Below are 13,245 nucleotides of genomic sequence, written 5' to 3' on the forward strand. Positions count from 1 at the left end.
GCGGCCGGAGCTGACGACGCCACGGCCGGAGCTGATGACGCCGCGGTCGGAGCTGATGACGCCGCGGTCGGAGCTGACGACGCCACGCCGGCGCGGTGACCACCCGGTCGCCGCGCCGGCCCAGCCACTTCAGCTGCCGCGGACCCGGCTGATCGTGTCGCGGTACCAGAGAGCCGACTGCTTCGGCGTACGCACCTGGGTCTCGTAGTCCACGTGCACGATGCCGAACCGCTTCGCGTACCCCTCGGCCCATTCGAAGTTGTCCATCAGCGACCACGCGAAGTAGCCCCGCACGTCGGCCCCCTGCTCCCGGGCCGCCGCGACCGCCGCGATGTGCTCGGCCAGGTACGAGGTCCGGTCCTCGTCGGCCACGTTGCCGTCGGCGTCGGCGCTGTCGTCGAAGGCCGCGCCGTTCTCCGTGATCACCATCGGCAGGCCGGGGTAGTCGCGGTGCAGGCGGACCAGCAGCTGGGTGAAGCGTTCCGCGGTGATCGGCCAGTCCATCGCCGTGCGCGGGCCGGCCGGCAGGATCGCCCGCACCACCGGGTGACCGTCGGCGTCGTGGGTGTTGCCCTGCTCGTCGGTGCCGCTGAAGTCCTGGCCGAAGTAGAAGTTCACGCCGAGCACGTCGAACGGCGTCGAGATGACCTCGAGGTCGCCGTCCTGGACCGGGAACGCCGTGCCGCGCGCGGCCAGGTCCTCGACCATGTCCGCCGGGTAGCTGCCCTTGCGCAGCGGGTCCAGGTAGATGCGCAGGCCCATGCCGTCGGCGCGGCGGGCCGCGTCCCGGTCCGCCGCCGTGTCCGTGGCCGGGTCGGCCGTACCCATGTTGAGGGTGATGCCGAACTTCATCTCGCGCGTCGCCGCCGCCCGCATCCGCTGGGTCGCGAGGCCGTGACCGAGCAGCAGGTGGTGCACCGCGGCGATGGCGTCGTCGAAGTTCTTGCGGCCGGGGGCGTGCACGCCCACGTAGTAGCCCAGCCAGGCCGAGCACCACGGCTCGTTCAGCGTGGTCCAGTTGTCCACCCGGTCGCTGAGCTTGTCGAAGACCAGCATGGCGTAGTCGGCGAAGCGGTACGCGGTGTCCCGGTTCGGCCAGCCGCCCGCGTCCTCCAGCTCCTGCGGCAGGTCCCAGTGGTAGAGCGTGACCCACGGGTCGATGCCCTCGGCCAGCAGCCGGTCGGTCAGCCGGTCGTAGAACGCCAGGCCCGCCTGGTTGGCCGGGCCCCGGCCGCCGGGCTGCACCCGCGGCCAGGCCACCGAGAACCGGTACGTGTCGACACCCAGGCTCTTGATCAGCGCCACGTCCTGCGGCATCCGGTGGTAGTGGTCGCACGCGACGTCGCCGTTGTCGCCGCCCACCACGGCGCCGGGCATCCGGCAGAACGTGTCCCAGATGGACGGGGTCCGGCCGTCCTCGGCGACGGCGCCCTCGATCTGGTACGAGGACGTGGCGACGCCCCACCGGAACGACGGCGGCAGGTCGGCGGTGGGCAGGAGCAGCCCGGGAGCGGGCGTGACAGTCGGGTTCATGGTTCTCCTGAAGGGGGGTGGATACGGGGACGGCCCCGGCTGGTGGGGCCGGGGCCGTCGGCGTGCTGTGCTCAGCCGACCGGCTGCTTGACCGGGTGCAGCCAGCAGGCGACGGTGCGGTTGGCCCCGTCCGGCGTGTCCGGGTTGCCGAGCACGGGGATGTTGCCGGCGCAGGGCTCGAAGGCCCGCGGGCAGCGCGGGTGGAACGAGCATCCGGTCGGCATGGCCTTGAGGTCGGGCGGCGAGCCGGGGATGCCGGCCAGCTCCCGGCGCGGCCCCCGCAGAGCGGGGAACGAGGAGAGCAGGCCCTTGCTGTACGGGTGCAGCGAGTCGCGGTACAGCGAGTTCGCCTGGGCCTCCTCGACGATCCGGCCGCCGTACATGATGGCGATCCGGTTCGAGAACTCCACCAGCAGCGACAGGTCGTGGGTGATGAAGATGACCGAGAAGCCGAGCCGCTCGCGCAGCTCGATCAGCTGACCCAGGATCTGCCGTTGCATGACCACGTCGAGTGCCGTGGTCGGCTCGTCCATGATGACCACCTGCGGCTGCAGAATCAGCGCCATGCCGATCATCACGCGCTGGCGCATGCCGCCGGACAGCTGGTGCGGGTACGCGTCCATCCGGTCCGCCGAGATGCCGACCAGCTTGAGCATCTCCCGGGCCCGGGCGTTGCGGCTGTGCGCGGACATCTGCGGCTCGTGCGCGGCGAGCACGTCGGTCAGCTGGGTGGAGATCTTGTGCACCGGGTTGAGCGAGTTCATCGCGCCCTGGAACACGATCGCCGTCTCGGCCCAGCGGAACGCCTGCAGCTGCTTGTCGGTCAGGCCCAGGACGTCGTACGGCTCACCCTTCTCGGGGTGGTAGATGACCTCGCCGCCGCTGACCACGCCGGGCGGGGCCAGCAGCCGGGTGAGCCCGTAGGCCAGCGTGGACTTGCCGCTGCCGGACTCGCCGGCCAGGCCGAGCACCTCACCGCGGTGCAGGGTGAGGTTGACGTCGCGGACCGCGTGTACCGCCTGGTCGCCCAGACCGTAGTCCACATTGAGGTTCTTGATCTCGAGAACGGGTTCGCTCATCGAGTGGCCTCCTTGCTGCGGGTGACCGGGGTCGGCTTGCCACCGATGACCGGGATCGGGCTGGCGTGGGTGTGCGGCGCCGCCGAGTTGTCCAGCACCGGCGTGAAGCCGACCCGCATCCGGACCGTACGGCCCGAGGTGGTCTTGATCTTCGTCTTGCCGGCACTGCGCAGCCGCGGGCTGACGAACTCGTCGATGCCGAAGTTGATCAGCGAGAGGGCGGTGCCCAGGAACGCGATCGCCAGACCGGCCGGGACGAACCACCACCACGCGCCCTGGGCCAGGGCCTGCTGGCTCTGCGCCCAGAACAGGATCGTGCCCCAGTTCCACGAGGTGGCCGAGCCGATGCCGATAAAGGCCAGGGTGATCTCCGAGGTGACCGCGAAGATGACCGTGCCGACGAAGCCGGACGCGATGATCGCGGTCAGGTTGGGCAGGATCTCGAAGATGATGATGCGCCAGGTGGATTCGCCGGTGGCCCGGGATGCCTCGACGTAGTCACGTCTGCGCAGCGACAGTGTCTGGGCTCTCAGGATCCGTGCGCCCCAGGCCCACGAGGTGAGACCGATGATCAGGGCGACCAGGGTGTCACCGCCGCTGGGTACCGCCGCGGTGACGATGATGATCAGCGGCAGGGCCGGGATGACCAGGAACACGTTGGACAGCGCCGACAGGCTGTCGTCCCAGCCGCCGCCCAGGTAGCCGGCGGTGACGCCGATGAGCACCGCCAGGATGGTGGCGATGACGCCGGCGGCCAGGCCGACCAGCATGACGGCCCGGGTGCCGACCAGGATCTGGCTGAACACGTCCTGGCCGAGGTGGGTGGTGCCGAACCAGTGGTCGGCCGACGGCGGCGCGACGAACTGCTTGCCGCGGGCGTCCGGGTCGTACGGCGCGACCCACGGCCCGATGATCGCGAACAGCAGGTAGATACCCAGGATGACGATCCCGGTCATGGCCTTCTTGTTGGAGATGAACCGGAACTTGCGGCGCTTGGCCGCCCTGCCGGGCTTGGCCGCCTCGGGCTGCGCCATCGCGCCCTGGCCGGGGATGACCTGGTCGATGCTGGAGGTGGGAATGGTCACCTGTCAGCCCTCCTTGCGGGTACGCGGGTCGAGCATCAGGTAGGCGATGTCCGCGATCAGGTTGGCCACCAGCACCGAGATGGTGATGACCAGGAAGATGCCCTGCATCAGCGGGTAGTCCTTGGCCCCGACCGCCCGGAACAGCAGGAAGCCCAGCCCCGGATAGGAGAAGACGATCTCCACCAGCAGGGTACCGCCGACGATGAAGCCCAGCGACAGCGCGAAGCCGGAGATGTTGGGCAGCAGGGCGTTGCGGGCCGCGTAGCTCAGCGCCACCCGGCGGTCCGACAGGCCCTTGGCGTGCGCGACCGTGATGTAGTCCTCCGCCGCGACGGTGACCATCATGTTGCGCATGCTCAGGATCCAGCCGCTCACCGAGGAGATGAGGATGGTCAGCGCCGGCAGCAGGCTGTGCTGCAGGGCACTGGAGATGAACGGCCAGTCCGGGTACGGCACCACGTCGGTGCCGTAGCCACCCGAGGACGGGAAGAAGCTGTCCGGCCCGGCGAGCAGGTAGATGGCCAGCAGGCCCAGCCAGAAGTACGGCACCGAGGACAGGAACGTGGTGGCCGGCAGCAGGCCGTCGATCCACGAGCCGCGCCGCCAGCCGGCGAGCACGCCGAGGCTGGTGCCGAGGAAGAAGCTGATGACGGTCGTGATGCCGACCAGCGCCACGGTCCACGGCAGCGCGTCGCTGATGACCTCGGACACCGGCGACGGGAACGCGGTGAACGACAGGCCCAGGTCGCCCTGGAACAGCTGCTTCCAGTAGTCGACGTACTGGCTCCAGATGCTGGCGTCCTTGTCCAGGCCGAACAGCACGTACAGCGAGTCGATCGCGTCGCTGCTCATCTGGCCCTGGAAGCGGGCCAGCAGCGACTTGACCGGGTCGCCGGGGATGAGCCGGGGGATGAAGAAGTTGATGGTGATCGCGGCCCAGGCCGTGAAGAGGTAGAACAGGATCCGCTGGATCAGGAACTTCATCGGACCTCCTCCGGGTGCGCGTCCGCCGCGACCGTGACGGCCTCGGGGGAGTGGCCGGCGGCGGCCGAGCCGGGCGGCTGGGCGGCGACGGTGGCCTCGTCGTAGAGCCAGCACGCGGCCCAGTGACCGGGCTTGTCGCCGATCTCCAGGCGGACCGGCAGGTCGGTGTGGCAGCGCGGCATGGCCATCGGGCAGCGCGGGTGGAACCGGCAGCCGCTCGGCGGCTTGATCAGGCTGGGCGGTTCGCCGTTGCCGCGGTCCGCGGCGTCACCGAGCATGTTGGCGATCCGGTCCGGGTCGGGCGCGGAGTCGATCAGCAGCCGGGTGTACGGGTGCGCCGGCGACTGGGTCACGGATTCGCTGTCGCCGCCCTCGACCATCCGGCCGGCGTACATCACCATCGTGTCGTCGGCGAAGTAGCGGGCCGAGGCGATGTCGTGGGTGATGTAGAGGATGGCGAGGTTGAGCCGTTCCTTGAGGTCGCGCAGCAGGTTCAGCACGCCGAGCCGGATCGAGACGTCCAGCATGGACACCGGCTCGTCGGCCAGCAGGGCCTCCGGGTCCGCGCCCAGCGCCCGGGCGATGGCCACGCGCTGGCGCTGGCCACCCGAGAGCTCGTGCGGGAACTTGTCGAGGTAGCGCTCCGGCGGCGTGAGGCTGACCCGGGTGAGCAGGTTGTTCAGCGCGGCCTCGAGCTCCTCGGCGGAGTTGCCGGCGTTGTGGTGGATCTTCAACGACCGGGTGAGGTGGTACCGGATGGTGTGCACCGGGTTCAGCGACGCGAACGGGTCCTGGAAGATCATCTGGACCCGGGCGGCGTACTGGCGGAACTGCCGTCCGCCCTTGACCTTCGTGCTCTGGCCGTGCAGCTGGATGTCCCCGGCGGTGCGGGGGTAGAGCTGCGCGAGCAGGCGGGCCACGGTGGACTTGCCGGAGCCGGACTCGCCGACCAGGGCGGTCACGCGGCCGCGTCGCAGCGTGAGATGTACGTCATCAACCGCGTGGACGGCGTCGTGCGTGCGGTTGAAAAGGTCGCGCAGCTTCCGGCGGACGGGGAAGTGCTTGGTCAGGCCGATCGCCTCAAGCACCACCTCGTTGGCCGGCGCCCCGGTTTCCGGGTTAAGCATCATGCCGAATTCCTTCGGGTGACAGCCGGGGTGCCGCGCCCCGGCCGGAGTTACCCGGCCGGGGCGCGGCGCCGCGGATCAGGAGTTGGCGGGCTTGAGGTGCAGGACGACGTCCAGAGCGTTGGCCTGCGTGGGCTGGCCGGCGCTGTAGGGGTTGGTGTCGTCGGGCCAGCCGACCCAGTTCTTGGTGCTGTAGGCCATGCCGATGTTGTCCGCGCCGACGGGGATCATCGGCACCTGCTCCACGAAGATCTTCTGGATCGTGTTGAGCGCGGTGGTGCGGGCGGCGTCGTCGGCGGCGTTGGCGTACGCGGCCAGCGCCGCGGTCGCCTCGGGGCTGTTGAAGCGGCCGAAGTTGCCGCCCGGGGAGGCGACGCCGATCTTCTTCAGCAGCTTGCCGTCCATGATGGTCTGGTAGATGTCGTACGGCGTCGAGCCACCGTTGGTCCAGCGGAAGGTGGCGTCGAACTTGCCCTCCTCCACGTTGCGGAACCAGGCGTCCTGGTTCGCCTTGTCGACCGTGGCCGCGATACCGATCTCCGCGAAGTTGCTCTTGACGATCTCGAGCGAGGTCTGGTAGTCGGACCAGCCGCTCGGGTCGGTCAGGGTGATCTTCACCGGCTTGCCGCTCGGGTCCTTCAGCGTGGTGCCCTCGAGCTTGAAGCCCGCGTCGGCGAGGACCTTCTTGGCGCCCTCGACGTCGACCTTCTGGTTGACGCCCTTGTACTCCGGGGCGACGAACGCGTCACCGGCGGGCGACGGCAGACCGGTCACGCTGGTGATGAGCGGGTGGAAGTAGCCGGCCTCGGCCTGGTTGAAGATGTCCTCGCGGTTGACGACCATGCTCATCGCCTTGCGCAGGGCCACGTTGTCGAACGGCGCCTTGGTGGTGTTGATGTACAGGCCGTGGATGCCGAGCACCGGCGGGGCCCAGACCTTGTAGTGCGCCGGGTCCTTGTCGATGAAGACCGTCTTGTAGTTCGGGATGAAGACGAAGCTCCACTCGTTCGAACCGTCGGACAGCGCGGTGGTCTGCGCGTTGTTGTCGGTGTACGACGTGTAGCGCAGCTCCTTGACCTGGGGCAGGTCCTGCCAGTAACCGTCGGCGCGCACGGTCAGCGTGGTGGTCTGCGGGGTGAAGGACTTCAGCGTGTACGGGCCCGAGCCGACCGGCGTCTTGTTCGGGTCGGTGGTGGGGTCCTTGATGCCTTCCCAGATGTGCTTGGGCACGATCGGGGTCTGGCCCAGCCACTTGTCCTTGTAGACGAACATCGAGCTGGTGAACGTGGCCGTCACGGTGTTGCCGCTGGCGGTGATCTCGCCGTACGGCGTGGCGGCCAGGTTCAGCGCCTCGTTCTTCTTGATCAGGTTGAACGTGAAGGCGACGTCGTCACCGGTGACCGGCTTGCCGTCGGACCACTTGGCGTTGTCCCGGACCGTGATGGTCGCCTTCTTGAAGTCCGGCGTCCACTCGGCGCCGGTGGCCAGCCACGGGCGGGACGGCTCGGCCGGCTTCACCGGGTTCCACATCAGCAGCGGCTCGTAGATCATCCAGCGGTAGCCGAGCGAGGCGCCCGCCGACGTGGTGAGGAACGGGTTGTGGTTCTCGGTCTGCGGGCCGTTGGGCATGCCGACGGTCAGGAACGTGGCCCCGCTGCCGGCCTTCTTGTTGCCCTCGTTGGGGGAGTCGCCGCAGGCGGCGAGGCCGCCCGAGGCCAGCACGCCCGCCAGGGCGACCGCGAACAATTTCCTGCGCTGCATCTCTGATTTCTCCTCAGGTGGTGCGAATCGGGTGAGAGGGGGTGCCCCGAGGCAGGGCGAGTGCGCCGGACGTCGCAACGCCGGCCGTTTTGCGGATCTATGGGGGTGTGACAGGGGGTACGGCTTATGCGGAGTCGGGCTCCGGGCTCACGCCGGTGGAGCCCCGGACGGTGAATGTGGCGGGGATGACGGTCGGGCGGTTGGGCAGGGGTGAGCCCTCGAAGTGGGCGAGCAGCGTGCGTGCCGCCGCCTCGCCCATCTCACGCAGTGGCTGGTGCACGGTGGTCAGCGGCGGCTGGGTGTGTGCCGCCATGGGGATGTCGTCGAAGCCGACCACCGCGACGTCCTGGGGGATGCGCCGGCCGCTGTCGAGCACGGCCTGCATCGCCCCGGTGGCGGAGAGGTCGTTGTGGGCGAAGATCGCGTCGAACTCCACACCGGACTCCAGCGCCGCCTGCACGAGCTCGAAGCCGCGCGCGATCGTGAAGTCACCCTGGAGCACACGGTCCGGGCTGACCGGGTGGCCGGCCTCGGCGAAGACGCTCGCGAAGCCGTCGAGCCGCTGCACCGTGCAGCCGAAGCGCGCGGGACCCGCGACGACCAGCGGCTTGCGCCGGCCGATCTCGAGCAGGTGCCGGGCGGCGGCGCCCGCGCCGGTGTGGTTGGTGGTGCCCACGCTGGGGATCTGGCCGGGCTGCACGTCACGGTCGTCGATCAGCACCACCGGCAGGCCGCGGGCGTGCAGCATGGCGATGTAGTCGAGGGTGCCCTCGGGCTCGATGACCAGCAGCCCGTCGAAGCTCTTGGCGGAGACCTGGGCGCCGAACTGGCGCATCGACTCCTCGCCGCGGTTGCAGGTGAACAGCAGCAGCCCGTAGCGCTCGGTCTCGAGCACGTCCACGGCGCCCTGCAGGACCTCGCCGATCCACGGCCAGGTCAGCGAGGGGACCAGCATGCCGACCACGCGGGTCCGGCCGCGGGCCAGGCCCACGGCCCGTGAGCTGGGCACATAGCCCAGTTCCTCGATGACCTTGCGGACCCGGGCGGCGGTCGACTCGTCCAGCTCACCCTTGCCGTTGAGCACCCGGGAGACCGTGGTCTTGCTGACCTTGGCCCGAGCTGCCACATCGGCGATGGTGATTGGCACGTGTCCTCCGACTTGTGTCCAGATGGTTGCACCGCAGTTTCGGAACCGGTTTCGGGAGCGGTTCCGGGCAGTTAACTCTGGTGAGCCGGGTCACGTCAACGCGTCGGTAGCTTTATTTAGGTTTCGAGACGGTAACTAGGTTGCGGCTTAATCGTTTACGTGCTTCGCGAGCCCCTCGATACCGGGTGAAACGGGCGGGGTGGCCGGACGGGATCAGGTCGTCCGCCGGCGTAGGCGCGCGGTGATCAGTGCGACCACGGTCGTGCCGGCGGTCATGCCGGCCAGCACGAGGAAGGCGCCGACCAGGTAGAGCCCCGTCTCGTCCTCGCCGGCGGCCTGCGCGGTCCACGCCGCGGTGAACACGACGGTCATCACGGCGGCGGCCGGCAGCGCCGGCACCCGCAGCAGCACGGCGACCACCAGCAGGGCGGCGAGCGTCAGCACGGCGCCGGCGACCTGGGCGGTGGTGTACGGGCCGGAGTAGTTCCCGGTCTCGGGATCCAGCGTCTTCGTGGTGTCCCGGCCCAGCCAGGCCCACCAGCTGAAAACGGTGGCGGCGGCCAGGGCGAGCAGGCCGGACAGGGAACGGAACTTGTTTGCGCGCATGGCAGGAAACCTAGGGCGGTGCCCGGGGGTGCGGGATGAGCCCGCATACCCAGATCAGCCGAGTACGGCGACACCCTCCACCCGGCTGACCACGTCGGGCAGCACCTCACCCAGCGCGGCGTCGACGACCAGGCCGGCGTACGGCTCGCCGCGGGTGACGCCCTGGTTGACGATCGCCACCCGGATGCCGTCCTTGGCGGCGCGCAGCACGAACCGCCGCCCGGACATCACGGTCAGCGAGGATCCGAGCACCAGCAACGTCCGCGCGCCCGCGACCAGCTCGAAACAACGACTGACCCGCTCGGCCGGGACGGTCTCGCCGAAGTACACGACGTCGGGCTTGAGCATCCCGCCGCACGACTCGCAGTCGACGACCGTGAAGCCGTCCAGCTCGGCGTCGTCGATCTCCACGTCGCCGTCCGGATTGACCGCGCTGACGGCCGCCGCGAAGCCCGGATTCGCCGCGTCGAGGCGGTCCGAGTGGGCCATCCGGTCGGACAGCTCACCGCAGTCGAGGCAGGTGATCCGGGACAGGTTGCCGTGCAGCTCCACGACGCCGTGCGCGCCGCCCGCCTGGTGCAGCCCGTCCACGTTCTGGGTGATGATCCCGTCGAGGCGGCCCAGCTCCTGCAGCCGGGCCACGGCCCGGTGCCCGGCGTTGGGCCGGGCGTCGCCGATGGTGCGCCAGCCCAGGTGGCTGCGCGCCCAGTACCGCCGCCGGGCGACCGGATCCCGGGTGAACGCCTGGTACGTCATGGGGGTGGCGCGGCGGGCCGCGCCGGAGGGTCCGCGGTAGTCCGGGATGCCGGAATCGGTGGACAGGCCGGCCCCGCTGAGCACCACCACGCCACCGTCACCGACCCACTCGGCGAGCTCTTCGATCTGCGTCACCCGTCCATGGTCCCTCACTCGCCGGAGTGGGACGAAGGACGCACTCACCACTATCTGTGCACGCAGGGGCCGAGAACGGTAAGTTGTCAGAGTGGCCACTGTCGCGCGCCTGCTGCCCCGTTACTGGGACGGTCGACGCCTGCTGCAGTTCCTCGCCGGCCTGGCGCTGATCGCCCTGGCCTTCGCGCTCCCCTCGGTGCTGAGCCCGTCCGACACGCCGGCCGAGTCGCCGGTCACGATCGTCACGACGGTCGACACCCCGGCGGGCCCGGCCGTGCCGATGGTCGAGGCCCCCGCGCCGATCCGCCCGGGCGGCAACCAGGCCGGCCTGGCGCTGAGCGACCCGGAGCCGGCGAACGGCGTCACCGACGCCGCCCGAACCGCCGAGGCCGCTGAGGCCGCCCGAACCGCCGAGGCCGCCGGAATCGCTGAGGCCGCCGGAATCGCTGAGGCCGCCGGAATCGCTGAGGCCGCCGGAATCGCCGAGGCCGCCGGAATCGCCGAGGCCGCCGGAATCGCCGAGGCCGCCGGAATCGCCGAGGCCGCTGAGAGCGGCCGGACCGCTGAAGCCGCCCGGACCGTCAAGGCCCGGACCGCTGAGGCTGCCCGGACCGCCGGGACCGTTCAGGCCGTCGAGGCTGCCGAGGCCGCTCAGGCCGCTGAGGGCGGCGCTCCGGTTCCCGGGCAGGGCGACGCCGGCACGGTGCGGGGCGGGACCGATCTGCCGGTCCAGTCGCGGCACGGCGGCCGGGAGATCTGCGCCGAGGCCCGCGCGGCCGTCGGCGGCGTCACCCAGCGTGTCCACGGCCAGCGCGGCCCACCGCGCGCCTGAGCCGGGCACACCACCCCGCATCCCACCCGGCGTCCCGTCCCCGGACGGCGCCGGCCCCTCGGCTTTCATGAGCGACTCCTGTGCGCGTACGGGAAACGCCGGAAGCCGGCACCGCCGCGACCCGTCAGCGGCCCGAGATCAGTGACGAACCCCTAGAGAAGCGGATGTTCATCGTGGAAACCGCCGCAACCATCTGGATGGTCCTGCTCATCGCCGTCGCCGCCGCGACGGCCCTCTTCGCCGTGCCCCGCCGTCCCGCCCGCCCCGGCGCGCTGCCGCCCGATCCGCAGGCCGGCGAGCGCGCCGTGGCCGCCGAGCGCGCCGCCGAGCTGTCCCGCCGCCGGCGGGCCGAATGGGAGCGCGCCCAGGAACGGGTCGACGCGGCCTGGGCGGCGTTCGACGCCGCCGACCGGGATGCGCGCCGGGTCGCCGCCGCGGCCGCCTTCCCCGTCTTCAAGCAGCGCCGGACCCGCACCGAGCTGGCCGACCGCGAGCGCAACCTGCACCGGATGGCCACCGCGGCCTGCCGGCAGCGGGAGCTGTCCATCGCGCAGCTCAACGAGGTGCTCGCCCACCGCGGCAGCTGGAACCCGCGGCGGCACCCGGTCGCCCAGGAGGCCGCGCTGCGGGCCGCCGTGCGCGAGCACCGGTTCGCCGCCTACCAGGCCGCGGCCGAGCAGGAGCGGCTGGCGTGGCAGAAGTCCGAGCGCGCCGCCGCCACCCTGCGCAGCCTGCGGGCCGAGGCCCGCCCGGTCCGGGTCCCCGCCGGCCGCGACGTGCACTACGAGCAGCAGTGGACGCCGGCGCGCCCGGCCAAGGCGCGGCTGGCAGTGCGCTGAGCCGCCCGCGATCGTCCAGAGTGGAATGTGGTCACCCGTCAGGCTGCCGCCGGGCCCGGTTGCGGGCGGGACTCAGGTGGGCCGGGTACCGTCAGGGTCGCTGATGACGGACGGCAGGAGGCCGAAGTGTCGTTGACCCCGGCGGGCCCCCCGCCTGCCCTACGGCTGCATCGTGCCGCGCGCATCGAGGATGCCGTGCACGAGGTCATCGAGCGCCGGCTGCGGCAACGCGGCTGGGAGCCGGTGATCACCGCGTACACCGGCTACGGATCGCCGGGCTGGGCGCGGGTGATGGCGCGGGTGGTGCTGACCCGCCGCACGCGGGCCGTCCGGCAGCTGGACAAGGTGCGCGGCTGGCGCAGCTTCACCACCTCGCCGGTGAACAATGCGCCGGTGCGGATCCAGATCGGCGACCAGGTCCACGAGACCCGCACCGACCGTAGTGGCTACGTCGACGCCCGGGTCACCGGCGACCTCGAGCCGGGCTGGGCCAGCGTCCGGCTCAGCACCGAGGGCGCCGAGTCGGTCGAGGCGCCGATCCGGGTGGTGGACCCGGGCATGAAGTTCGGGGTGGTCTCCGACATCGATGACACGGTGATGGTCACCGCCCTGCCCCGTCCGCTGCTCGCGGCGTGGAACACGTTCGTCCTGGACGAGCACGCCCGCGCCGCGGTCCCGGGCATGGCGGTGCTCTACGAACGGCTCGTCACGGCGCACCCGGGTGCGCCGGTGTTCTACCTGTCGACCGGTGCCTGGAACGTGGGGCCGACGCTGGCCCGTTTCCTGTCCCGGCACCTGTATCCGGCCGGCCCGCTGCTGCTCACCGACTGGGGCCCGACGCCGGACCGCTGGTTCCGCAGCGGCCAGGAGCACAAGCGCAACACTCTGCGCCGGCTGTCCGCCGAGTTCCCGGACATCAAGTGGCTGCTGATCGGGGACGACGGCCAGCACGACCCGGAGATCTACTCGGAGTTCGCGCGCGAGCACTCGGACAACGTGGCGGCCGTGGCCATCCGCCGGCTCTCGCCGACGCAGGCCGTGCTGGCCGGCGCGATCCCCGGGCCGTCGGGCACCCCCGAGGCGGTCGGATCGGGCGGCAAGACGTGGTTCACCGCCCCGGACGGCGCCGGCCTGTGGTCCCTGCTGCGGGACACCGACATTGTCTGAGGGTCAGTCCCGGTCGGTGTCGGCCGGCTCCGGCGTCCGGTCGGCCGTGCCCTCGGCGACCCGCGCGTGCAACCTTTCCCGGATCTCCTCCGGCGTGTACGCCCGGCGCCGCCGCTCGGAGCGTGCCAGCACCACCCCCGTGGCTGTGATTCCCGCAAGCCCGGCCAGTCCCGCTACCTTCCACCAACGCATCT

13 protein-coding genes are annotated in these 13,245 nt (G+C 71.0%); 3 read left to right on the top strand and 10 right to left on the bottom strand.

The genetic code is table 11. The annotated features are described in order from the left end of the window. Positions 1–129 precede the first annotated feature (129 nt). From Aau02nite_RS20250 to Aau02nite_RS20290, 9 genes are all read right to left on the bottom strand, one after another. Positions 130–1,533 (bottom strand): GH1 family beta-glucosidase, encoded by a 1,404-nt coding sequence (locus Aau02nite_RS20250; RefSeq protein ID WP_212990089.1) that lies wholly within the window; start codon positions 1,531–1,533, stop codon positions 130–132. A gap of 71 nt (positions 1,534–1,604) precedes the next feature. Next, positions 1,605–2,612, bottom strand: a complete 1,008-nt coding sequence (locus Aau02nite_RS20255) for an ABC transporter ATP-binding protein (RefSeq protein WP_212990090.1) — start codon at positions 2,610–2,612, stop codon at positions 1,605–1,607. Then, complete coding sequence (locus tag Aau02nite_RS20260; RefSeq protein WP_212990091.1) at positions 2,609–3,697, bottom strand: ABC transporter permease; 1,089 nt, start codon at positions 3,695–3,697, stop codon at positions 2,609–2,611. The genes Aau02nite_RS20255 and Aau02nite_RS20260 overlap by 4 nt, the downstream gene beginning before the upstream one ends. 3 nt (positions 3,698–3,700) lie before the next feature. After that, on the bottom strand, positions 3,701–4,681 hold the full coding sequence (locus Aau02nite_RS20265; protein WP_212990092.1) for an ABC transporter permease: 981 nt from the start codon (positions 4,679–4,681) through the stop codon (positions 3,701–3,703). Beyond that, positions 4,678–5,811 carry an ABC transporter ATP-binding protein gene (locus tag Aau02nite_RS20270; RefSeq protein WP_212990093.1) on the bottom strand — a complete coding sequence of 378 codons (1,134 nt, stop codon included), beginning with the start codon at positions 5,809–5,811 and terminating at the stop codon, positions 4,678–4,680. The genes Aau02nite_RS20265 and Aau02nite_RS20270 overlap by 4 nt, the downstream gene beginning before the upstream one ends. A gap of 75 nt (positions 5,812–5,886) precedes the next feature. Further along, positions 5,887–7,569 carry an ABC transporter substrate-binding protein gene (locus tag Aau02nite_RS20275; RefSeq protein ID WP_212990094.1) on the bottom strand — a complete coding sequence of 561 codons (1,683 nt, stop codon included), beginning with the start codon at positions 7,567–7,569 and terminating at the stop codon, positions 5,887–5,889. Between the two features lie 124 nt (positions 7,570–7,693). After that, positions 7,694–8,716, bottom strand: coding sequence for a LacI family DNA-binding transcriptional regulator (locus Aau02nite_RS20280; RefSeq protein ID WP_212990095.1), 1,023 nt, complete (start codon positions 8,714–8,716; stop codon positions 7,694–7,696). A 213-nt stretch (positions 8,717–8,929) separates the two neighbouring features. Further along, positions 8,930–9,322, bottom strand: a complete 393-nt coding sequence (locus Aau02nite_RS20285; RefSeq protein WP_212990096.1) for a hypothetical protein — start codon at positions 9,320–9,322, stop codon at positions 8,930–8,932. Between the two features lie 54 nt (positions 9,323–9,376). Then, complete coding sequence (locus Aau02nite_RS20290) at positions 9,377–10,213, bottom strand: NAD-dependent protein deacetylase (RefSeq protein ID WP_212990097.1); 837 nt, start codon at positions 10,211–10,213, stop codon at positions 9,377–9,379. Positions 10,214–10,304: 91 nt separating this feature from the next. On the opposite strand from Aau02nite_RS20290, the gene Aau02nite_RS20295 reads away from it, so the two are divergent. The 3 genes from Aau02nite_RS20295 to Aau02nite_RS20305 all read left to right on the top strand — a co-directional run bounded on the left by Aau02nite_RS20295 (position 10,305) and on the right by Aau02nite_RS20305 (position 13,051). Next, positions 10,305–11,045: a hypothetical protein gene (locus tag Aau02nite_RS20295; RefSeq protein WP_212990098.1), complete on the top strand. Its 741-nt coding sequence runs from the start codon at positions 10,305–10,307 to the stop codon at positions 11,043–11,045. Positions 11,046–11,209: 164 nt separating this feature from the next. After that, entirely contained in the window at positions 11,210–11,884 is a 675-nt protein-coding gene (locus Aau02nite_RS20300) for a hypothetical protein (protein WP_212990099.1), read from the top strand. 27 nt (positions 11,885–11,911) lie between these two features. Then, positions 11,912–13,051 carry an App1 family protein phosphatidate phosphatase gene (locus tag Aau02nite_RS20305; RefSeq protein WP_438841155.1) on the top strand — a complete coding sequence of 380 codons (1,140 nt, stop codon included), beginning with the start codon at positions 11,912–11,914 and terminating at the stop codon, positions 13,049–13,051. A 3-nt stretch (positions 13,052–13,054) separates the two neighbouring features. Here Aau02nite_RS20305 and Aau02nite_RS20310 read toward each other — a convergent pair whose 3' ends face one another. Further along, the gene (locus Aau02nite_RS20310) at positions 13,055–13,243 is read right to left on the bottom strand and encodes a hypothetical protein (protein WP_212990100.1); all 189 of its coding nucleotides are present in this window, start codon (positions 13,241–13,243) and stop codon (positions 13,055–13,057) included. Between the last annotated feature and the right edge of the window lie 2 nt (positions 13,244–13,245).

The sequence above is a fragment of the Actinoplanes auranticolor genome (assembly GCF_018332655.1).
GTDB classification, from domain to species: domain Bacteria; phylum Actinomycetota; class Actinomycetes; order Mycobacteriales; family Micromonosporaceae; genus Actinoplanes; species Actinoplanes auranticolor.